The organism is Nonomuraea sp. NPDC047529, from assembly GCF_040642995.1.
GTDB lineage: Bacteria > Actinomycetota > Actinomycetes > Streptosporangiales > Streptosporangiaceae > Nonomuraea.
In genome coordinates, this window is the sequence record NZ_JBEYTJ010000002.1 from 90022 (window position 1) to 111211 (window position 21190).

The 21190-nt window shown below is 71.9% G+C and carries 18 protein-coding genes; 8 read left to right on the forward strand and 10 right to left on the reverse strand.

Features of this window, described 5'->3' with window-relative positions; all coding sequences use genetic code 11:
• Positions 1 to 4: 4 nt before the first annotated feature.
• Complete coding sequence (locus tag ABZ815_RS04025) at positions 5 to 1108, reverse strand: zinc-binding dehydrogenase (protein WP_357693701.1); 1104 nt, start codon at positions 1106 to 1108, stop codon at positions 5 to 7.
• An 83-nt stretch (positions 1109 to 1191) separates the two neighbouring features.
• Between ABZ815_RS04025 and ABZ815_RS04030 the strand changes: the two genes are divergently transcribed.
• Positions 1192 to 2547 (forward strand): amidohydrolase family protein, encoded by a 1356-nt coding sequence (locus ABZ815_RS04030; RefSeq protein WP_357693703.1) that lies wholly within the window; start codon positions 1192 to 1194, stop codon positions 2545 to 2547.
• Between the two features lie 121 nt (positions 2548 to 2668).
• Complete coding sequence (locus ABZ815_RS04035) at positions 2669 to 4375, forward strand: serine/threonine-protein kinase (protein WP_357693705.1); 1707 nt, start codon at positions 2669 to 2671, stop codon at positions 4373 to 4375.
• 41 nt (positions 4376 to 4416) lie between these two features.
• On the opposite strand, the gene ABZ815_RS04040 is transcribed toward ABZ815_RS04035, so the two are convergent.
• Positions 4417 to 5163, reverse strand: coding sequence for an SDR family NAD(P)-dependent oxidoreductase (locus tag ABZ815_RS04040; protein WP_357693707.1), 747 nt, complete (start codon positions 5161 to 5163; stop codon positions 4417 to 4419).
• Between the two features lie 115 nt (positions 5164 to 5278).
• Between ABZ815_RS04040 and ABZ815_RS04045 the strand changes: the two genes are divergently transcribed.
• Positions 5279 to 6250: an aldo/keto reductase gene (locus ABZ815_RS04045; RefSeq protein WP_357693709.1), complete on the forward strand. Its 972-nt coding sequence runs from the start codon at positions 5279 to 5281 to the stop codon at positions 6248 to 6250.
• A 56-nt stretch (positions 6251 to 6306) separates the two neighbouring features.
• Here ABZ815_RS04045 and ABZ815_RS04050 read toward each other — a convergent pair whose 3' ends face one another.
• From ABZ815_RS04050 to ABZ815_RS04065, 4 genes are read right to left on the reverse strand one after another with little or no spacing between them, the layout of a single operon-like run.
• A complete protein-coding gene (locus tag ABZ815_RS04050; RefSeq protein WP_357693711.1) occupies positions 6307 to 7218 on the reverse strand; it encodes an ABC transporter permease in 912 nt (303 codons plus the stop codon).
• Complete coding sequence (locus ABZ815_RS04055; RefSeq protein ID WP_357693713.1) at positions 7215 to 8159, reverse strand: ABC transporter permease; 945 nt, start codon at positions 8157 to 8159, stop codon at positions 7215 to 7217. Before ABZ815_RS04055 ends, ABZ815_RS04050 begins: the two co-directional genes overlap by 4 nt.
• Positions 8160 to 8168: 9 nt before the next feature.
• A complete protein-coding gene (locus tag ABZ815_RS04060; RefSeq protein WP_357693715.1) occupies positions 8169 to 9767 on the reverse strand; it encodes an ABC transporter substrate-binding protein in 1599 nt (532 codons plus the stop codon).
• 57 nt (positions 9768 to 9824) lie between these two features.
• Complete coding sequence (locus ABZ815_RS04065; protein WP_357693717.1) at positions 9825 to 11549, reverse strand: ABC transporter ATP-binding protein; 1725 nt, start codon at positions 11547 to 11549, stop codon at positions 9825 to 9827.
• A gap of 214 nt (positions 11550 to 11763) precedes the next feature.
• Between ABZ815_RS04065 and ABZ815_RS04070 the strand changes: the two genes are divergently transcribed.
• Complete coding sequence (locus ABZ815_RS04070) at positions 11764 to 12753, forward strand: methyltransferase (RefSeq protein WP_357693719.1); 990 nt, start codon at positions 11764 to 11766, stop codon at positions 12751 to 12753.
• A gap of 84 nt (positions 12754 to 12837) precedes the next feature.
• Here ABZ815_RS04070 and ABZ815_RS04075 read toward each other — a convergent pair whose 3' ends face one another.
• From ABZ815_RS04075 to hpaD, 4 genes are all read right to left on the reverse strand, one after another.
• Entirely contained in the window at positions 12838 to 13425 is a 588-nt protein-coding gene (locus ABZ815_RS04075) for a TetR/AcrR family transcriptional regulator (protein WP_357693721.1), read from the reverse strand.
• Positions 13426 to 13495: 70 nt separating this feature from the next.
• Positions 13496 to 14161 carry a GntR family transcriptional regulator gene (locus ABZ815_RS04080; RefSeq protein WP_357693723.1) on the reverse strand — a complete coding sequence of 222 codons (666 nt, stop codon included), beginning with the start codon at positions 14159 to 14161 and terminating at the stop codon, positions 13496 to 13498.
• The gene (locus tag ABZ815_RS04085; protein WP_357693724.1) at positions 14158 to 14913 is read right to left on the reverse strand and encodes an alpha/beta fold hydrolase; all 756 of its coding nucleotides are present in this window, start codon (positions 14911 to 14913) and stop codon (positions 14158 to 14160) included. Before ABZ815_RS04085 ends, ABZ815_RS04080 begins: the two co-directional genes overlap by 4 nt.
• Positions 14914 to 14927: 14 nt before the next feature.
• A complete protein-coding gene (gene hpaD, locus ABZ815_RS04090) occupies positions 14928 to 15788 on the reverse strand; it encodes a 3,4-dihydroxyphenylacetate 2,3-dioxygenase (protein ID WP_357693726.1) in 861 nt (286 codons plus the stop codon).
• Between the two features lie 162 nt (positions 15789 to 15950).
• On the opposite strand from hpaD, the gene ABZ815_RS04095 reads away from it, so the two are divergent.
• From ABZ815_RS04095 to ABZ815_RS04110, 4 genes are all read left to right on the forward strand, one after another.
• Positions 15951 to 17351, forward strand: coding sequence for a fumarylacetoacetate hydrolase family protein (locus ABZ815_RS04095; RefSeq protein WP_357693728.1), 1401 nt, complete (start codon positions 15951 to 15953; stop codon positions 17349 to 17351).
• A 21-nt stretch (positions 17352 to 17372) separates the two neighbouring features.
• Positions 17373 to 18284, forward strand: a complete 912-nt coding sequence (gene dapA, locus ABZ815_RS04100; RefSeq protein ID WP_357693730.1) for a 4-hydroxy-tetrahydrodipicolinate synthase — start codon at positions 17373 to 17375, stop codon at positions 18282 to 18284.
• The gene (hpaE, locus tag ABZ815_RS04105) at positions 18284 to 19750 is read left to right on the forward strand and encodes a 5-carboxymethyl-2-hydroxymuconate semialdehyde dehydrogenase (protein WP_357693732.1); all 1467 of its coding nucleotides are present in this window, start codon (positions 18284 to 18286) and stop codon (positions 19748 to 19750) included. Before dapA ends, hpaE begins: the two co-directional genes overlap by 1 nt.
• Positions 19751 to 19870: 120 nt before the next feature.
• Positions 19871 to 21130, forward strand: a complete 1260-nt coding sequence (locus ABZ815_RS04110) for a lamin tail domain-containing protein (protein WP_357693734.1) — start codon at positions 19871 to 19873, stop codon at positions 21128 to 21130.
• The last annotated feature ends 60 nt before the right edge of the window (positions 21131 to 21190 follow it).

Here is a 21190-nt window from a genome sequence, read left to right on the forward strand (position 1 = left end):
GCTCCTAGGGCAGGCGGGGGTCGACGACGGCCTTGATCTGGCCGAGCCTGGACATCGACTCGACGCAGGCGGTGGCCCGGGCCAGGCCGACGGGCTCGCTGAACAGCTCGTCCCACGGCATGCGGCCGGCGAACGTCTGGAAGAACTCGATCGAACGGTGGTAGTCGGCGATGTCGCCGTTGAGCGAGCCGACCACGGTCAGCTCCTTGCCCATGACCGCGCCGAGCGGCACGGGCGCGAGCTCGAACCCGGTGGAGCCGACGATCACCACGGTCCCGCGCTGGGCGGCCACCGCGACGGCCTCCTCGGCCACGGTCGGCGCCCCGGCCAGGTCGAACACGTAGTCCGCGCCGCGCTCCCCGGCCAGCTCCCTGATCCGGGCGACGCGCTCGTCCTTGCCCAGGTCGGTCGAGACGGTCGCGTCGGCGCCGAAGCGCGTAGCGGCGGCCAGCCGGTCGTCCGGGCCGCCCACGGTGATGACCCGGCCCGCGCCGGCGATCCTGGCGACGGCCGTGGCGAAGATGCCGAGCGCGCCCGCGCCCTGCACCACCACGGTCGAGCCGGTCCTGATGCCGCCGGCCCGGTCCACGGCGCGCAGCACTGTCTTGGCCGCGCAGCCCGACATCGAGGCCCAGGTGTCCTTGACGTCGGCGGGCAGCAGCAGCTTGGCCGCGCCCGGGGTCACGTAGCAGTACTCGACCAGGCCGCCCGTGGCGTACGGGGGGCGGTCGGCGCGCTGGGTGAAGCCGTACCCGCGGTTGGCGCAGGCGACCGGCTGGCGCAGCACGGCGCAGCCGTAGCAGTGGCCGCAGGTGGACTCCGACCAGCCGATGCGGTCGCCCGCGCCGATCGGGCGGCCGAGGGCGTCCGTGGTGCCCGGCCCGGCCTCCACGACCTCGCCGACCATCTCGTGACCGAGGATCATCGGGAGCATCCCGGGGAACGTCATCTGCCCGGCCCACAGGTGCACGTCGGTGCCGCACAAGGTGGTGCACGTGATGCGGACCAGGGCGGCGCCGGGTTCGACGGCGTCGGGCAGCGGCACGTCCTGAAGGCTGAGGGGCTTGCCGTGCTCGGTGAGGACGGCGGCGGCGGTTCTCGTAGGCATGGTCACCTTCGTGGCTTTCGACCGTTAAGTGTGGTTAATCTACACTCGTTGACAAACAATTACAGCCCCTCAGGAGGAACCCGGTGTCAGCGGACGAGTACGCGGACCTCGTGGCGGTCGGCGGCAACGTGCTCACCTTCGACGCCCGCGACGGGCGGGCGAGCGCCCTGGCGGTGCGCGCCGGACGCCTGGTGGCGGTCGGGACGGACGAGGAGGCCCTGGCGCACGCCGGGCCGGGCACGCGGGTGCTCTCCCTGGCCGGACGCACGGTCCTGCCGGGCATCAACGACTCGCACCTGCACGCCGCCTGGCTGGGCGCGGTCTGGCCGGACACCCTGATCAGCGAGCACGGCCTGTCCGCCCATCAGGGTCTGCTGCTGACCGACGAGGAGTCCAGGCGGGCGGCCATCCTGCGCGCCGGACGGATCTGCGCCTCGCTCGGCATCACCAGCTACACCGAGCCCGGCCTCGGCCCCGGCGAGGACGACGGCGAGACCGGCTGCTTCTCCCAGGCCGTCCTGGACACCTACGCGAGGCTGGCCGAGGAGGGCGAGCTGCGGGCGCGGGTGACCGCGTTGCGGCTGTTCGGCACCCTCGACGGCCCCAGCACCCTGGAGGACGTGGCCGCCGGCCTGAACGCGCCGCTCCCCCGGTCCGACCCCGCCTGGCTGAACGTGGCCGGGCTCAAGATCTTCGCCGACGGCATCCCGCCCATGGGGTCGGCCTGGACCTGCCACCCCTACACTGCGGGCGGCCACGGATCGCTGCTGGTGGCGGGGGCGGACGACGCCGGGCGCGAGCACAACCTCCGCACGATGATCCGGCTGGCGCACCGGGCGGGCCTCCAGGTCGGCGTGCACGCCACGGGCGACCGGTCCATCGACGCGTTCGTGGACACGGTGGCCGAGCTGGAACAGGGGGCCGCGGGACGGCACTACGTCATCCACGGCGACCTGGTGAACCCCGCCCAGATCGCCCGCATGGGCCTGCTCGGCATGGGCCTGACCACGCAGCCCGTGATCGCGGTCGCCACGGCGGACTGGGTGGCGGGCGCGCTCGGCCCTGAGGTCGCGGGCGCGGCCTGGCCGCTGCAGGAGCTGCTGGCGAGCGGGGTGACGTTCACCCTGAGCAGCGACGGGCCGGTGACCACGCCCGACTGGCGGGCGCAGGTGGCGGCGGCGTGCGCGCTGCTGGGCGAACGGGCCCCCCGTCCCCGGCTGATGGGCCGCCTGCTGCGCTGCTACACCACCGCGCCCGCCGTGCAGGACGGCGCGGAGGCGTGGAAGGGGTCGCTGGAGGCGGGCAAGGTCGCCGACTTCTGCGTCCTGGAACGCGACCCGCTGGAGGTCGCCCCGGCGGACCTGCCCGAGGTCGCGGTCGACGCCACCGTCACCGGAGGCCGGATCGTCCACCTCCGCGAGGGGGTGGCCCTGGACTGATCCCCGGTCGTGACGCGGCCCGCACACCACCGGCCCGGCCCGTGGGTTACTCTCGGCTCACACCCGATCTTGCGAGGCTTACGTGGCTGTCGGTCCGCTTCGTCCGGGAGATCCCCGGCAGATGGGTTCCTTCCACCTGGCCGGCCGGCTGGGGCAGGGCGGCCAGGGAGTGGTCTACCTCGGCGAGGACGCCGAGGGCGGGCGCGCCGCGGTCAAGGTCATGACCGGGGAGATCGACAGGTCCTTCGCCCGGGAGCTGGCCGCCGCGCGCAAGGTCGACGAGTTCTGCACGGCGCGGGTGCTGGTGGCCGACCTCGACCACGACCCACCGTACGTGGCGAGCGAGTACATCGAGGGCCCGACGCTGCACGGGGCGGTGGGAGCGGCCGGGCCGCTGCGCGGGGCCGCGCTGACCCGGCTGGCCATCGGCACCGCCACCGCGCTGGCCGCCATCCACCGGGCGGGGGTCGTCCACCGGGACTTCAAGCCGGGCAACGTGCTGCTCGGGCCGGACGGGCCACGCGTGATCGACTTCGGCATCGCCCGGCTCACGGACGCCACCGCCACCCGGGGCGGCGCGGTGGGCACGCCGCCGTACATGTCGCCCGAGCAGTTCTCCGGGGAGACGGCCGGCCCGGCCTCGGACGTGTTCGCGTGGGGGGCGACGATCACGTACGCGGGCACCGGGCGTCCCCCGTTCGGGACGGCCCCCTTCGCGGCGGTGGCGTACCGCATCCTGCACGAGCAACCGGACCTCGGCGACCTGCCGGACCCGCTCCGCTCCATCGTCGCCCACTGCCTCGCCAAGCCCCCCGACGCCCGCCCCACCGCCCGCTCCCTCCTCCTCCACCTCCTCGGCGACCCCACCCCCTCCCCACCCGCCCCCGTGGCGCCGGACGCGGCCGATCGCGGGCCCGCGGGGACGGGCGCAGCGGGAGGCCGGCCCGTGGCGACAGACGCAGCGGAGGGCGGTGAGGTGGCGCCCGGCGAGCTGGAAGCCCTCGGCGCGGGCGCCCGAGCCGACGCTCCCACCGGCGGCAAGGACGCCACCACCGGAGACGCCGCCATACCCGCCACCGGCAAGGCCGCCGGAACCACCGCTCCCCCCTCCGGTGCCGGAAGCCCCGAGCCCGGCGACGAGAGCACCGGCCCCCGTGACGAGAACGCCGGCGCCGGTGGCGAGGGCGCCGGGGGGATTTCGCGGCGTGGGTTGTTGGGTGCGGGGGCGGCGCTGGCGGGAACCGCGCTGGCCGGTGGGGTCTTGTGGTGGCGACTGCCGCCTGCCGGCGGCCCAGGAGACACGGGCAGCCCGGCGTCCGAGGGGGCGACGAGCCCGGCGCATGGGGGGACGGCGAGTCCGGGGGCGTCCGGCGGTTCGCCCCTCCGGATCACCGGGGCGGACCTGGGCGGACAGAGCCCGGACGTGACGTACCTCGCCGACGGCGCGGTCTACGTCGGCCGGAAACGCGTGGCCACCGATTCCAAGCGCGTCGTCGTCGACTACCTCAGGATGATCGTCGCCACGGGCGGCGTCGGCGTCGTCCTGAATCTGGTGTCCGCCACCGGGCAGGTGAGCAGGTCGGGCCGCCGCTACTCCGGCGCTCTCCGGACGCCCGACGCCCCCGACGCCCTCAAGAGCGAGTTACTGGACCTGGCCCAATGGGAGGAGAGCCGGCTCAAGGAGACCACGATCCTCTGGCACCTCGATCTCGACCAGCGCAACCGTCCCAAGGCGTTCGTCCTGACCTGGCGGTACCGCGTGCTCACCTCGACGTTCACCACGACTTACACCCGCTGGCGGACCGGCGGGATCGTCGCGCCCGCGTGACCGCCGGGGCCGGGTGGCGGCCCGGTCCCGGCGGTGGCGGGTCAGGCCAGGAGTTGGCCGCCGTCCACCTGGAGGCTGACGCCCGTGATGTGGCGGGCGCCGTCGGAGGCCAGGAAGAGCACGGCCGGCACGATGTCGGCCACCTGGGCGATCGAGCCCAGCGGGATCCGGGCCTCCCACGCCTTCCTGGCCGCGTCGTCCGTGGCGAACATGGCCGTCATCGGGGTGAGCACCGGCCCGGGGGCGACGCCGTTCACGCGGATGCCGTGCGGGGCCAGCTCGATGCCGGCCGAGCGGGTCAGGGCGTCGATGGCGGCCTTGGTGGCCTCGTAGTGGCCGAGGCCGGGCGTGGGCTGGCGGGCGCCGATGGAGGAGATGTTGACCATGCAGCCGCGTACGCCGCGCTCCACCATGTGCGCGCCGACGGCTCTGGTCATCAGGAACGTGCCGCGGAAGTTCACCCGGGCGCAGGCGTCGAAGACGTCCACGTCGAGCCCGATGAGGAGGCCGCCGCCCGCGGTGTGCCCGGCGTTGTTCACCAGCACGTCGATGGAGCCGTGCTCGGCGACGACGGCCGCGACGGCGGACTCGACGGAGGCGGCGTCCCCGACGTCCACCTGGACGTGGTGGGCGCCGATCTCCTGGGCGACGGCCCGCGCCCGCGCCTCGTCGAGGTCGGCGACGACGACCCGATCGCCCGCCGCGGCGAAGGCCTCGGCGACGCCGCGGCCGATGCCGCTCGCGCCGCCGGTGACGAGGACGGTCCTGGGAACGACAGGTTCGCTCATGTGGGGGTTCCTGTTCGGTGAGGGCCCTTCACAGACGGGGCTGCGGGGGCGTCCGGGGTTTATTATTATACAAGCGTAGACAAAAAAGACCTCGTCCGGCAGGGAGTGGATCGACGTGAGCGACACAGAGCGGGTTCCGGTACGACGCCTCGGACCGGGCGGCCCCACGACGTCCCTGTTCGGGCTGGGATCCTGGAACACCTGGGACCGCATGGAGTTCGGCGACGCGGTGGCCCTGATCAGGGCGGCGCTCGACGCCGGCGTGACCCTCTTCGACGTCGCCCACTACAACATGGGCCCGCACGCCGAGCAGGCCCGTACGGACCTCATCTTCGGCCGGGCGGTGCGCGAGGCGGGCGCGAAGCGGGACGACTGGCAGCTCTGCGGCAAGCTGTGGCTGTGGGAGTACCCGCGCACGGGCTTCCGCGAGCAGCTCGACGTCAGCTTCGAGCGCGTCGGCGTCGAGAGCGCCGAGACCGTCGTGGTCGGCGACTACATGCAGCGGCCCGACATCCGGCAGATCGTGACGGACGTCGCCGAGCAGATCGCGGCCGGCCGGTTCGCGAGCTGGGGCGTCAACAACTGGATCGCCGAGGACGTCGACCTCGCGCTGCGCTTCGCCGCCGAGGAGGGCCTGACGCCACCGAGCTTCGCCCAGCTCAAGTACAGCATCGCGCGGCGTTCGATGGCCGAGGGCGACTTCTACGGCCGGCACTTCGCGTCCGGGGCGCTGGCGTTGCAGGCCAGCGACGTCTTCGAGGGCGGCATCCTGGTCGGCAGGAAGTTCCCCGAGCGGAAGATCGGCGCGGACCCGGGCGGCATCCGGGAGGCGATCAGGGAGGCCGCGGACGTGGTGGCGCGGGTGGCGGACGAGTTCGGCGCGACGCCCGGCCAGGTCGCGATCGTGTTCTGCCTGGAGCATCCGGCGGTGGCCAACGTGCTGTTCGGGGTGAGCAGGCCGGCGCAGCTGGAGGACAACCTGGGCGCGCTGCGGCTCTGGCGCGAGCACGGGCCGCAGGTCCGCGCGGCCCTGGCCGACCTGTGGCTGGACCGCGAGGTCAGCCCGGACGGCGTCTGGACCCCCTGACGCGGACGCGGGGGCGCCCGGCGATGATCGCCGGGCGTCCCCGCGCGCGCCCGCCGTCACCGTGCCGGACGGCGGGTGCGCAGCTTCTGCAGCTCGCTCATCGACCGGGCGCGCGCGTCCACGACGTTGCGCATGCTCGACCCGATGAGGTTCAGCAGCAGCACGCAGAACATGATCGCCGCACCCGGCAGCACGATCAGCCACGGCGCCTGCGTCAGGTACGACCGCCCCTCGGCGATCATGTTGCCCCATGTCGGCGTCGGCGGCGCGATGCCCAGCCCGAGGAAGCTCATCGCCCCGTCGACCAGCATCGCCGAGGCCGACAGGATCACGACCTGCACCAGCGCCAGCGGCAGCACGTTGGGCAGCACGTGCACGAACAGGATCTTCGCCGGTCGCATGCCCGACACCCGCGCCGCCCCGATGTACTGCCGCGCCGCCACGCCGAGCACCCGGCTGCGGATCACCCGGGCCGTGAACGGCGTGAAGATGACCGTCAGCGCGATCAGCTCGGTCCAGATGCTGGCGCCGAGCCCGATGGCCAGCGCCATGGCCAGGATGATCGCGGGGAACGACATCCAGGCGTCCATGATCCGCATGACGATCGCGTCCACGGTCCGGTAGAAGCCGCTGACCAGGCCGATCACCATGCCGGTGAACGCCGCGCAGAGCGTGATGAGCGCCGACAGGCCGAGCGAGGCCCGGCCGCCGGAGACCAGGCGGCTCAGCACGTCCCGGCCGTAGGAGTCGGTGCCGAGCAGGTGGTCGGCCGAGGGCGGCAGCAGCCGGTGCACCGGGTCGGTCGCGTTCGCGTCCGGCAGGAACACCGGCAGCAGGACGACGGCCAGCACGACCAGGACGAGCAGCGCGGTGGCGGTGATCAGCACCCGGTTGCGGCGCCAGGCACGGGAGGCGGCGGAGGGCCGCCCGGCCGTCCCGACGCGCCCCGCGACGGCCTCGGTAGTCACGAAACACGCACCTTGGGGTCGAGGAGGGCATAGGACAGGTCGACGATCAGGTTGACGACCACGAACATCAGCGCGACGAACAACGTCACGCCCTGGACGAGCGGGAAGTCCCGGGTCGAGACCGCGCCCATGAGCAGCGACCCCAGCCCGGGGATGACGAAGATCGACTCGATGATCACGATGCCGCCGACCATCATCGCGAAGTTGCTGCCGAGCTGGGTGATCAGCGGCATGAGCGCGTTCGGCAGCACGTGCCTGAGCATGACCTGCCGCTCCGACAGGCCCTTGACCCGCGCGGTGCGCAGGTACGTGTGCGGCAGCTCGCCGAGCACGCTCTCCCGCAGCGTCAACGTGAACAGCGCCGACTGCCCGATCACCAGGCACACCACCGGGAGCACCAGCATCGGCACCCCGGCGACCGGATCGGTGAAGAGGTCGGCGTACCCGCTGGAGGGGAACCAGCGCAGCGACACGGCGAACACCAGCACCAGGATCAGCGCGATCCAGAAGTCGGGGATCGCCATGCCGAGCGAGGACAGCAGGTTGAGCGCGCGGGCCACGGGGTTGCGCGGCGAGACCGCGTTCCACGAGGTGACCAGCACCGCGACGAAGAAGCTGACGACGGTGCTGATCACCGCCAGGGTCAGCGTCGGGACGAAGTGCTCGGCCACGACCCCCACCACCGGCGCGTGGTAGGTGATCGACGAGCCGAAGTCGCCGCCCGCCACGTTGCCGAGCCAGCTCAGGTACTGCTCCCACAGCGAGCCGGACAGGCCCATGCTCTGCCTGAGCGCCTCGACGTCCTCGGGTCTGGCCGTCGGGCCGAGGATCGCGATGGCCGGGTCGCCCGGGATCAGGCGGATGACGAAGAACATCATCGTGCCCACGATCAGCAGGATGACGACCAGGTCACGCAGTCGCCGGAGCAGCAGTCCCGCCATGTTCCCCCCTCACTTCTGGAGCCAGGAGTTCCAGAACACGCGGTAGAACGTGTCGTACCCCTTGAGCTTGGGCGAGTAGGCGGCGTACAGCTTCGACTGGCTGATCGTGATGACCGGGAACTGCTGCCACACGAACGCCTGGAGCTGGTCCATCAGCGTCCTGGCCGTCTCCGGGGAGGTCGCGGCGTTGTAGTCCTCGATGAGCTTGGCCATCTCGGGCGAGCCCGAGCCGTTGAACGCCCCTAGGGTCAGCGCGGGCATCTGCGAGGGCGAGGTGAGCGCGGCGTTGAAGAACAGGGTGGTGATGTCCCAGCCGCCGGGGTCCTTGGTGATCGTGCCGAGCATCGTCGGGAAGTCGTAGGTGTCGATCTTCGTCTTGATGCCGATCTTGGAGAGCTGGTCCTGCAGCAGCACCGCCCACTGGCTGAACTGCGGGTAGCTGCTGGAGGTCAGGATGCGCACGGTGTCACCGGCGTTGACGCCGGCCTGCGCGAACAGCTCCTTGGCCTTGTTCGGGTCGTGCTGCTTGTAGACGTCGTCGCCGGCGGTGGAGTACAGGCCCTTGTTGTCCTGCGAGACCAGCGCGCCCACCTCGGCGGTGAGGTCGGGGCCGCCGCCGGTGGCGGCGTTCAGCGCGGGCTTGTCCATCAGCAGGTTGAGCGCCTGCCGGGCCCGTACGTCGGAGAACTTGGAGCCCTGATTGAAGTTGGGGATCAGCACGTTCTGGTTGGCCCCGGCCAGGTTCGACACGACCACGGCGGGATTGTTCTTGAGCGGGGTGTACTGGTCGTCGCCCGGCATGGCGTGCGCCCACTGGCCGGTCTGGAGGCCGTTGACCACGGCGTCCTGGTCGGCGACGACCTTGTAGGTGACCGTGTCGAGGTAGGCGTGCTTGGCGCCGGCCTGGCCGCCCCAGTCCTCCTCGGTGCGTGACTTGTAGCCGTCGTAGCGCTCCAGCACGACCTGCTGCCCGATGTCCCAGCTCTTCAGCTTGTACGGCCCGGTGCCGACCGCGCCCTCCTTGGCGAAGCCGGTGGCCGGCACGCCCTTGAGGTTCTTCGCCTCGTAGACCTCCGCGCCGGGGCTGGCCAGCTCGTCGATCAGCGGGTACCGCGGCTTCTTCAGCTCCAGCGTGACCGTGGTGTCGTCGGTGGCCTTGAGGCTCTTGACGTCGGCGGCGACCTGCTGGCCGGTGACGTGGCTCTTCAGCCAGCGCTCCAGGCTGGCGACCACGTCGGCGGCGGTGAGCGGGGCGCCGTCCTGGAACGTGACACCGGCGCGCAGCTCGAAGGTGTAGGTGAGCCGGTCGTCGCTGCGCTTGTAGGTGTCGACCAGCATCGGCCTGGCCGTGAAGGTCTTGTCGACCTCGAAGAGCTTCTCGTACAGCATGTTGCCGATGTGGGCGGTGACCTGGCCGGGGTTGGCGACCATGTCCAGCGACTGCGGGTCGGTCGGCACCGCGACCACGAGGTCGCCGCCGCGTACGGGGGTGCCGGCGTCGGCGGAGGAGGGGGACGACGTCGCGCCGCCCGCGCAGCCGGAGAGCAGCAGGGCGCTCGCCGCGGCGGCGGAGACGAGCCCGGCCCTCAGGCTCTTGAGCACGTTCATGGTGGGTTCTCGCTCTTGCTCTAAAAGGGGGGACAGAAGGAGAAGGTCGGCCCGGGGCTATCCCACGTATGCCGACAAGTCGGGGTTCGCGGCGAGGAGCCGTCGCGTGTACTCGTGGGTGGAGGAGGAGGCGATGGTTTCCGGGGCGCCGACCTCGATGAGATCGCCCTTGTACATCACGCCGACGCGGTCGGCCACCGACAGCACCAGGCTGAGGTTGTGCGTGATGAACAGGAAGCTGATGCCGTGCGAGCGGCGCAGTTGCAGGAGGAGGTTCATGACCTGGCCCTGGACGGAGACGTCGAGGGCGGAGGTGGGCTCGTCGGCGACGATGAGCTTCGGCTCGGCGGCGACCGCGCGCGCGATGGACACGCGCTGGCGCATGCCGCCGGACAGTTGCGAGGGCAGCTTGCCGGCGCAGTCGGCGGGCAGGCCGACCTCGTCGATCAGCTCGGCCACCCGCCGGTCGAGGTCGGCACCGCGCAGCGGGGTCAGCTCGCGCAGCGGCTCGGTGATGATGCGGGCCACGGTGTGCCGGGGGTCGAGCGAGCTCTGCGGGTCCTGGAAGATCAGTTGGGTGGCCCGGCGGAAGGCGCGCTCGTCGCCGCGCAGCCCCGACTCGGTGATGCGGTGCTCGCCGAAGGCGATGCTGCCCGAGGTGGGCCGTTCCAGTGCGCTGACCATGCGGCCGAGCGTCGTCTTGCCGGAGCCGGACTCGCCGACCAGGCCGAAGAACTCGCCGGGCGCGATCTCCAGCGAGACGTCGTCGACCGCGCACACGCTCGCCCGGCGGCCGGTCCGGTAGACCTTGGTGACGTTCTCGACGACCAGGGGCGGGGTGCCGGTCACCGGCGTCGGCTCGTCGCCGAGCGCCGGCGTCTCGGTCACGGTCCCACCGGAGCCTTCCGTGGCGGCCCGCAGCTTGGCCTCCGAGATCGTCGGGAATCCCGTACGGCGGCTGACGCCGAGCCGCGGCACGCATTCCAGCAGCGCCTTGGTGTACGGATGCGTAGGCTTAAGAAGGATGTCCATCTTGTCGCCGATCTCCACCAGCCTGCCCCGGTACATGACGGCGATCCGGTCGGCGATCTCGGCGGCGACGCCCATGTCATGGGTGATGAACACGCAGGCGGTCCGATGCTCACGCTGCACGCGGCGGAACAGCGCCAGGATCTCGGCCTGCGTCGTCACGTCGAGCGCGGTGGTGGGCTCGTCGGCGATGAGGATGTCGGGGTCGGACATCAGCGCCATGGCGATCATCACGCGCTGCTGCATGCCGCCGGACATCTGGTGCGGATAGAGCGCCATGATCCGGTCGGTGTCGTCCAGCCCGACCTCGGTGAGCAGGCTCCTGGCCTTGGCCTCGGCCTCGCGGCGCAACCGGCTCCCCCGGCGCAGCGCCTGCCGGGGCAGCGCGCCCTCGGGCCGGTAGCCCTCGATGAGCTGCGCGCCGACGCGCTGGGCGGGGTTGAGCGAGTCCAGGGCCTCCTGGAAGATCATGCCGATCCGGGCGCCCCGGTAGGCGCGCATCTGCTCGACGCTCAGCCGCGTGACGTCCACGCCGCCGATCTCGATCGTCCCCTCGGTGTAGGCCGGCGCCACGAACTCCAGCAGGCGGATGATCGACAACGCCGTCACGGTCTTGCCGCTGCCCGACTCCCCCACCACGCAGAGCGTCTGCCCGGAGGCGACGTCGAGGGTGAGCCGATGGACGAGTTCCTGGGGCTCGGCGTCCTCCCGGGTGACGCCGATGGTGAGGTCCGTCAGGTTGAGCAGCGACATGCGCGAGAGCTCCATTCCAGGCACCGGTCCCGTGCTCGAAGTGGGGCACGCAAACCCACACTGAGCTGCCGAAAAGCCATGTTCGAGCCAGATAGTTCTACAAAGGTTGACAGAGGGTCCCCCTACTGTCAACGGTTATTCCACGTTCGTAGACAGAGGGTCTATGGTGAACGTCTACATTCGTAGACAATACAGAAAGGGCAGGGCCTTGACCATGTCCACGCCTTCCCCCACGCCGGATCCGATCGTCGCCATCGCCACCGGTTACATGGGCGCCAAGCAGCTCTTCGCGGCCAGCCGCATCGGGCTCTTCGCTGCGCTCGCGGACGGCGAGCGCAGCGCCGGGGAGATCGCGGCGGCCACCGGCGTCACCCCCCGCATGGCCCGCATCCTGGCCGACAGCATGGCCGGGCTCGGCCTGCTGACCAGGACCGGCGGCCGGTACGCCCTCGGCGCCGACGCGGCCGGCTACCTGGCCGGGCAGAAGTCGTCCGAGCTCGACCTCGGCCCGTTCCTGACCTTCCTCAACGAGGTCAGCTACGGGCACTGGCTGCAGTTCGACAAGACCGTGGACACCACCGAGCCGGGCGTCCTGGACACCTCGGGCGAGCGGTGGGGCACGTTCATGGCCGGGGTGATGACCTACAACAGCCTGCACGCCAGGATGCTGGGCGGCGCGTTCGACTTCTCCGGCTTCCGCAGCCTGCTGGACCTGGGCGGCCTGTCCAGCGCCTTCGCCTTCGAGGCCCTGCGCGCCACCCCGGGGCTGCGGGCGTCCTTCGTGTACGACCCGACCTTCTCCGACTCGATCGCCGAGCAGGTGGCGCAGGCCGGGTTCGCCGACCGGGCCGAGGTGACCGGCGTCCCGACCGACACGGCCACGCCGTCCGGCCCGTACGACCTGGTCATGGTCAACCACGTCATCCACCGGTTCGGCGTCGAGCAGAACCGGGCCATCCTGCGCAACGCCCGCGCGGCGGCGGCGCCCGGGGCGCGGCTGCTGCTGCTCGACTTCTTCCTCGACGACGACGCCGAGCAGCGCGCCATCGACGCGCTGCACGCCGGGGAGTACCTGGTGATCGACGGGACCGTCGTCTACGAGGAGTCGGAGGTGCGCGGCTGGCTCGACGAGGCGGCCTGGAAGCCGGTGGACAAGCTGGCCCTGCCGGGCAGCCCGCGGGTCATCGTGGCCGAAGCGGTCTGAGCACGCGCCGGCCCGCGCCGCGGACGCGCGACGCGGGCCGGAACGGGCGGGATCAGGGCCGGGTCAGAGCCGGGCCAGGGCCGGTCAGGGCTGGGAGATGCGGTCGAAGAACGACTCCAGGTGCCGCTTCTGCAGCTCGACCGTGGAGAACTGCGGACCGACCAGGCTCATCACGTTGGCCCCCGCGTTGAGCAGCACGAGCTCGTCCACGAGTTGCTCGTCGGGGATCGAGGTGCGGATGTCGCCGTCGGCGCGGCCCTCCCCGATGAGCCGGTGGAGCATCCCGCGCCAGGCGCGCAGGTGCTCCAGGTACTTGTCGTACATCTTGGGGTTGGTCAGCGAGGTCTGCCAGAAGATCAGCAGCACCCGGCCGGCCGTGATGCGCTCCTCGTCGATCGGCATCGCCGCCTCGCACATCTCCCGCAGCGCGCCCAGCCCGCGACGGCCGTCGAGCTTGACGTAGCTGGTCACGATGGCCAGGGCGCGCTCGTACGTCGCCTCGATGATGTCTTCCTTGCCGGGGAAGTAGTGCTTGAGCGCGCCGTTGGCGAAGCCGGCCGCGTTCGCGATCTCGCGCATGGTGGCCGCCTCGATGCCCCCTTTCGTGATCAGCTCCCACGTGACGTCGATGATGTCGCTACGACGCTGGTCGTGGTCAATGATCTTGGGCATGCGGCACCCCTCCGTACGGCGTTTCGTCTACCAGTGTAGGACAAACTGCCAGGAGGGTATGACCCGATCGTTAGCCGCGGGTGACCCGGACGTCATAGAGGGCGCCGGCGGTGTTCGTCTTGTGCGCGCAGGCGAGCCGTTCGATCTCCGCGGGGTCGGCTCCCCCGGCGATGAGGTCGAGCAGGTGCTCGTGCTCCTCGACCGAACGGCGGGCCCGGCCCGGCAGGTAGCCGAACACCGAGCGCCGCATGTGGTCCAGCCTGGTCCATTCGGCCTCCAGCAGGAAGTTCAGGTGCTCGTCGTCGCAGTGCTCGTAGACCGAGAAGTGGAAGGCCCGGTTGAGCGCGGTGAACGCGGCGGGGTCGAAGGAGTCGAGTGCCTGGAACAGCCGGGCGTTGATGTCGCGGGAACGGGCCACGTCCGCCGGGCCCATGCGCGGGGCGGCGACGGCGGTGGCGTACCCCTCCAGACGGGCCAGCACCTCCAGCGTGTGACGCACCTGCGCCGCGTCGAAGACCGCGACGCGGGCGCCGACGTTGCGCACGACCTCCACCAGCCCGTCGGACTGCAGGCGGCGCAGCGCCTCGCGCAGGGGGATCGTGCTCACGCCGATCTCCCGCGCGAGGCGGTCCATGACGAGCTGGTAGCCGGGGCCGTACGTGCCGTCCAGGATGCGCGAACGCAGGATCTCGTAGCTGAGCTCCGCCTTCGACGCGACTCCGTCGGTGCTGGTCACGTGCCGAGCACCGTATCGGACGCCGTATCGGACGCCGTACCGAGCGCTGCGGCGATCGCGGCGCGGAACTCGGGGCCGGCCAGCGCGGCGCGGTGGTCGCCGGGGACGGTGACCAGCCGGGCGCCGGGGACCAGCGCGACGACGTTCTCGATGCCCGAGGTCATCATGTCCTGCGAGCCCGCCACGAACACCGGCGGCGTGCGCCCGGCCCAGCCCTTGGGCTCGAACGGCGTGCCGCGCAGCCCCTCGACCAGCCGTACCAGCCCGGCGGCGCGCTCGGGGTCGCCGCCCGAGGCGCCCGCGATCATCGACGCGATCATGCCGGTCATCGGGTCGCCCGGCTCGCCGCCCGCGACGGCCGAGCGCAGCGCCGCCACGTCGAGCGCGGCGAACGGCTCGAACGGGCTGAGCCCGCCCAGCACGACCGCGCGCACCCGGTCGGGGGCCAGCTCCGGCAGCTCCCAGGCGAGCCGGGCGCCGAGGGAGTAGCCCACCACGTCGAGCGGCCCGTCGCCGGTCAGGGCGAGCAGCGCCGCCGCGACCTCTGACGCGCCCACCGGCCCGGCCGGAACCCGGCTCTCGCCGTGACCGGGCAGGTCGGGCACGACGACCACGCGCCCGGCCGCGGCCAGTTCCGCCGCGATCCCGGTCTCCACCCAGTCCTGCCGCCCGCTGGAGGCGAACCCGTGCAGCAGCAGCACGGGCGGCGCCCCGCCGGGCCTGTCGGGCGTGAACGTCTGTACGGCCGTCATCTGCGCTGATTCCTTCATGTCGTGTGGTGGGCGGGCACGGGGAAGTCGACGACCACCTGGCCGGTGCCGCTGCTGCCGAAGTACGGGCAGAGCTGCTCGCCCCGCCCGGTGTACTCGCGCCAGCCCAGCAGCCCGAACAGCATGGCGGTGTCGGCCATGGCCCCTTCGCCGGTGCAACGCTCGTTGTAGTCGGGCAGCATGTCGAGGAACTCCGGGATGCGCCCTTCGCCCCACATCTCCAGCACAGCGTGGTCGACGTTGCGGTTCAGCTCGCTGCTCACGTCGTCGAGCAGCGACTCGGCGATCTCGTTGGGCGGGAAGGCGTGCGAGAGCGACCCGCTGGCCAGGAAGGCGACCTTCCGGTCACTGCGCCGCACGGCGCGCAGCAGGGCCTCGCCGATCCGCCGGTTCTCCTCGACGGTCGAGTAGATGTTGCAGCCGATGGGCAGGACCCGGATGCCGGCGTCCTGGTTCATGAAGTACATCGGCACCAGCGTGGCGTACTCCAGGCCCAGGTCCTGGTAGGTGTGCACGCGGGCCTTCTGGCCGCCCGCGACGATCTCCTCGCGGATCAGCTCGGCCAGCTCCGGGTCGCCCGCGTAGTCGTAGGCGAGGTCGTGGATGAAGTGCGGCAACTCATGGCTGACGTACGTGGCCCGGTGGCGCGGCTTGCCGTTGAGGTGGAAGCCGATGCTGTTCATCCAGTGGGTGTCGGCGATCAGGAACGTGTCCGCGCCGCGCTCGCGTGCCCGCCTGCCGACCTCGGCGAGGGCGAGCTCGGCGGGCCTGCGGATGCCGAAGTGTTTGCCGGGCTGGATCGACAGCCAGATCGACGGCACGTGCGTGATCTTCGCGGCGAGCACGATCTCGCCCATCACGCCACCCGCCGGCCCGCTTGGGCGGTCTGAACCATCATCCGCACTCTCCTCTCCACTGATGACGTGATGAGCATCATGTAGGCATCTGAGGGGGTTTGTCGATATTGTTCCACATGTCATAACATAAACGATGTCGTATATGATTTGGAAGGAGACGAGGTGGGACACCCTCTTGGCCTGTCACCGGGGAAGATCATCGCGGTCCATCTGAACTACCGCGGCCGGGCCGCCGAGCGCGGTCGCGTCCCTGCCGTCCCCTCCTACTTCCTCAAGCCGCCGACGTCCCTGTCCTGGTCCGGCCGGCCCGTGGTGCGTCCGGACGGGTGCGAGCTGCTGGCGTTCGAGGGCGAGATCGGCGTGCTGATCGGCAGCCGCGCCCACCGCGTCTCCCCCGAGCACGCGCTGGAGCACGTGGCCGGGTACGTGGCGGCGAACGACTTCGGCGTCTACGACTTCAAGCACGCTGACCTCGGCTCCAACCTGCGGGCCAAGGGCCAGGACGGGTTCACCCCGGTCGGCTCGGAACTGCTCACCGGCGCCGACCCGGGGCGGTTGTGGCTGCGCACGTACGTCAACGGCGAGCCGGCCCAGGAGGCGTGCACCGACGAGCTGCTGTTCGGCTTCGACCTGCTGATCGCCGACCTGTCCCGGTACATGACGCTGGAACCCGGCGACCTGATCCTGGCCGGCACCCCGGCGGGCTCGACCGTCGTGCAACCCGGGGACGTGGTGGAGGTCGAGCTGGAGGGCACGGCCCGGCTGCGCAACGAGGTCGTCGCGGGCCAGGGACCACCGGCGGCGTACGGCGTCCAGCCCAAGGTCACCGACGCGACCCGGGCCGCCGCGTACGGCGCCGCGCACCCCGCGCCCGGCCCCCTGACCCCGGAGATCGTCGCCGCGCTGCGGTCGGTCTCGACCGCGACACTCTCCTCCCAGCTCCGTTCACGCGGCATCGACCACCACTTCATCGAGGGCGTCCGCCCCGCCCGCCCCGACCTGCGCATGGTCGGCGTCGCACGCACCCTGCGCTACCTGCCGCTGCGCGAGGACGTCTTCGCCGAGCGCGGCGGCGGCATGAACGCCCAGAAGCGCACCGTCGAGGAGCTCCAGCCCGGCGAGGTGCTGGTCATCTCCGCACGGGGCGAGCACGGCGCCGGCACGCTGGGCGACATCCTGGCCATGCGCGCCCTGCGCCGCGGCGCCGCCGGCGTCGTCACCGACGGCGGGCTGCGCGACAGCCCCTCCTTCGCCTCCCTCGACCTGCCCTCCTACTACGGCGCCGCGCACGCCGCCGTGCTCGGCCGCCGCCACGTCCCGATGGACTCCCAGGTGCCGGTGGACTGCGGCGGCGTGCTGGTGTGCCCCGGCGACGTGCTGGTGGGCGACGCCGAGGGCGTCGTCGTCATTCCGCCCGCGCTGGTCGCCGAGGTCGCCGGGGACGCCGCCCGGCAGGAGGACGAGGAGCGCTTCATCCTCGATCGCGTCTCCGAGGGAGCCTCGGTCGACGGCCTCTACCCGCTGAAGGGCGCCTGGCGCGAGGCGTACGAGCAGCAGCGCTGACCCCCCGAGAAGGAGAACCCCATGAAGTTCCGCTCCGATCCGTCGACCGTCCGCGGATCCATCGCACCCGTGGTGACGCCGTTCGCCGCCGACGGGTCGCTGGATCTCGACTCGCTGCGCTCGCTGGTGCGCTGGCAGCTCGACCAGGGCTCGCACGGCATCTCGACCGGCGGGTCCACCGGCGAGCCCGGCGCCCAGTCCGTCGAGGAGCGCGTCGCGGCGATGGCCGTGGTGGCCGAGGAGACCGCCGACCGGGTGCCGTTCCTGCCCGGCACCGGGTCGGCCAAGCTCGACGAGACCCTGCGGCTGACCGCCGAGGCCGAGCGCCTGGGCGCCGACGCCGCCCTGGTCATCACGCCCTACTACGCCCGTCCCACCCAGGAAGCCCTCTACCGCTGGTACGCCACGGTCGCCGCCGAGTTCCCCGCGCTGCCGATCGTCATCTACAACGTGCCCTCCCGCACCGCCGTCGACATCGCCCCCGCCACCGTGGCCAGGCTGCGCCGCGACCACGACAACATCGTCGGCATCAAGGAGACCACCAAGGACTTCGAGCACTTCTCGCACGTGCTCAACCTGTGCGGGCGCGACTTCCTCATGTGGTCCGGCATCGAGCTGCTCTGCCTGCCGCTGCTGGCCATCGGCGGCGTCGGCTTCGTCAGCGCGGCGGCCAACCTCGCGCCGAAGACCGTGGCCCGCATGTACGAGGCGTACACGTCCGGCGACCACGCGACCGCGCTGGACCTGCACTACTCGCTGCACCCGCTGGTCGAGCTGCTGTTCGTGGAGACGAACCCGGCCCCCGCCAAGTGGGTGCTGGAGCAGCGCGGCCTGATCGCCTCCGGTCACGTACGGGCGCCCCTGATCACCCCCACCGAACCCGGCATCGCCCGGATCAACGAACTACTGGCACAGAGCGAGGGAGTCGCCTGATGAAACTGGAGCACTACATCGGCGGCCGGCACGTCCCGAGCCAGTCCGGTGCGACCTTCACCGCGCTCGACCCGACCACGAACGAGCCGTACCTGGAGGTGTCCGCGGGCGGCGCGGCCGACGTGGACGCGGCCGTGGCCGCCGCCCAGAAGGCGTTCACCGACGGCCCGTGGAGCACGATGCCCGCCGAGCAGCGGGCCGGGACCCTGCGCGCGGTCGCGGCGGCCATCGAGTCCAGGGACGACGAGATCGCCGCCCTGGAGTGCCGGGACACCGGCCTGCCGATCACCCAGGCCCGCGGCCAGGCCCGGCGCGCCGCGCACAACTTCCGCTTCTTCGCCGACGTGATCACCACGATGGGCGAGGACGTCTACCGCGTCGGCTCCGCGCAGCTCAACTACGTCGTGCGCAAGCCGGTCGGCGTGGCCGGGCTGATCACGCCGTGGAACACGCCGTTCATGCTGGAGACCTGGAAGCTGGCCCCCGCGCTGGCCGCCGGATGCCCGGTCGTGCTCAAGCCCGCCGAATGGTCCCCGGCCTCGGCGAGCCTGCTGCCGCAGATCATGGAGGAGGCCGGGCTGCCCGAGGGCGTGTTCAACCTGGTCCACGGCATCGGCGAGGACGCCGGCGCGGCGCTGGTCGCCCACCCCGACGTCCCGGTGATCTCCTTCACCGGCGAGAGCGGCACCGGGCAGACCATCATGCGCAACGCCGCGTCGTCGCTGAAGACGTTGTCGATGGAGCTGGGCGGCAAGTCGCCGCTGCTCGTCTTCGAGGACGCCGACCTGGAGCGGGCGCTCGACGCGGCCGTTTTCGGCGTGTTCTCGCTGAACGGCGAGCGTTGCACGGCCAGCTCGCGGGTGCTCGTCCAGGACACCGTCTACGAGGAGTTCGTGACGCGGCTGGCCGAGCGGGCCGCGCGGGTGCGCGTGGGCGCGCCCGACGACCCGGCCACCGAGCTGGGCGCGCTCATCCACCCCGAGCACTACGAGCGCGTCATGGAGTACGTCGCGATCGGCTCGGGCGAGGGCGCCCGCCTGGTGGCCGGCGGTTCCCGGCCCGAGCACCTGACGTCGGGCAACTTCCTGTCCGCGACGGTGTTCGCCGACGTGGCCCCGCACATGCGGATCTTCCAGGAGGAGATCTTCGGACCGGTCGTCTGCGTGACGCCCTTCTCCACCGAGACGGAGGCGGTGGAGCTGGCCAACGCGACCCGGTACGGCCTGGCGGCGTACCTGTGGACCAACGACCTGCGCCGGACGCACCGGCTGGCCCAGTCGATCGAGGCGGGCATGGTCTGGGTCAACTCCCAGAACGTGCGCGACCTGCGTACGCCGTTCGGCGGGGTGAAGGCCAGCGGCGTGGGCCGTGAGGGCGGCAGGCACAGCATCGACGTCTACACCGAGTCGCACATCGTGCACGTCGCCACCGAGGACCTGCCGATCCCCCGGTTCGGCGCCGCCTGATCCGGCACGTTCCCGCCGGGCCGATCCCGGCCCGGCGTGGGACGTGGACGCCGAGAAGTGCGCGGAGTTACGCTCCCGGTGGCCGATACGGCGGTGATGGCCATCTTTGGGGGGAACCCAATGAGCTACACACTTTTGCGCGGCAGCTTCGTGATTCGTTACCCGGACCTTCCCCGGCAGGGCCCCGAGCCCGACGGCGACACGATCAAGTTCAGGCCGGACACGCCCGCCCTGGTCGAAGGGCTGGCCCGGCCGTCCGGACGGCCGCCGGGGCTCAGCGCGCGCGGCATCTCCGTCCGTCTGGAGGCCATCGACGCGCTGGAGACCCACTTCCAGGACACCCACCAGGAGCTGACCGGCGCGAACGCCGCCCGCGACGAGCTGCTGCGCCTGCTCGGCTTCACGAACGTGCGCTTCTTCGACGACCTGCCCAACAAGGTCCGCTCCGCCGACCAGGACGAGCTGCGCGGGCACGTCCTCAGCAACGGCATCGACGCCAACGGACGGTTGATCGGCTTCGCGTTCCCCGGCGAGCACCCAGGGCCCGACGGGCTGGCCGTGTTCCTCGACGAGGCGCTGGTGGACACGTCCGCGAACGCCAGGCTGCTGGCCGCCGGGCTGACGTACCCGGCCTTCTACGCCACGCTGCCCGCGACGCTGCGCGCGCACCTGGCCGGGGTGTCGCGTGCGGCCAGGGCGCAGGCGTCGCCCACCGGCATCTGGCCGCGCTCGGCCGCCGACCCCGACGGGCCCGCCGAGGTCGGCTCCCTGGACGCGCTCACCGGACTGGTCATGTGGCCCAAGCTGTTCCGCAGGCTGGTGCCCTACCTCGCGACCGGGGCGGCCGATCTCGACGGCTTCGACGCCTGGCTCCGGGCCGACCCCGTCAACCGGGACGACGCGGTCTTCCTGCTGGACCGGCTCGAACACGGCAACCTGCACGACGTGATCCGGGCCTCGGGCACCCGGATCCAGCTCACGGCCTGGCCGGAGGACTTCGTCATCAGCCCCGACCCGGCGCCGCCCGGCGCCACCGTCGAACCGCACCCGCCGTCCACCGGGGACGTGCTCATCGTGGCCGCGCTGCCCGACCCGCTGGGCGGCGACCGGGGGCACGAGACCGTCACCCTGCTCAACGTCACCAGCCGGGCCGTGGACCTGGCCGGATGGGCGCTGGCGGACTCGGGGGGCGGGCGCGAGGAGCTGACGGGGACGGTCGCGGGCGGGGGCGTGGTGCAGGTCGTGGTGGGCGGGCGCGGGCAGCTTCGGAACCAGGGCGACACGATCCTCCTGGTGGACCCGAAGGGCCTCACCATCGACCGGGCCACCTACAAACCCGACGCCGTCCACCCCGGCCGCACCATCCCCTTCAACCACTGATCCCGACCGAAGAACACCCACCCCGCCCTGAGCGTCCGCGGGCGCGGTCGCGCCCAGGGC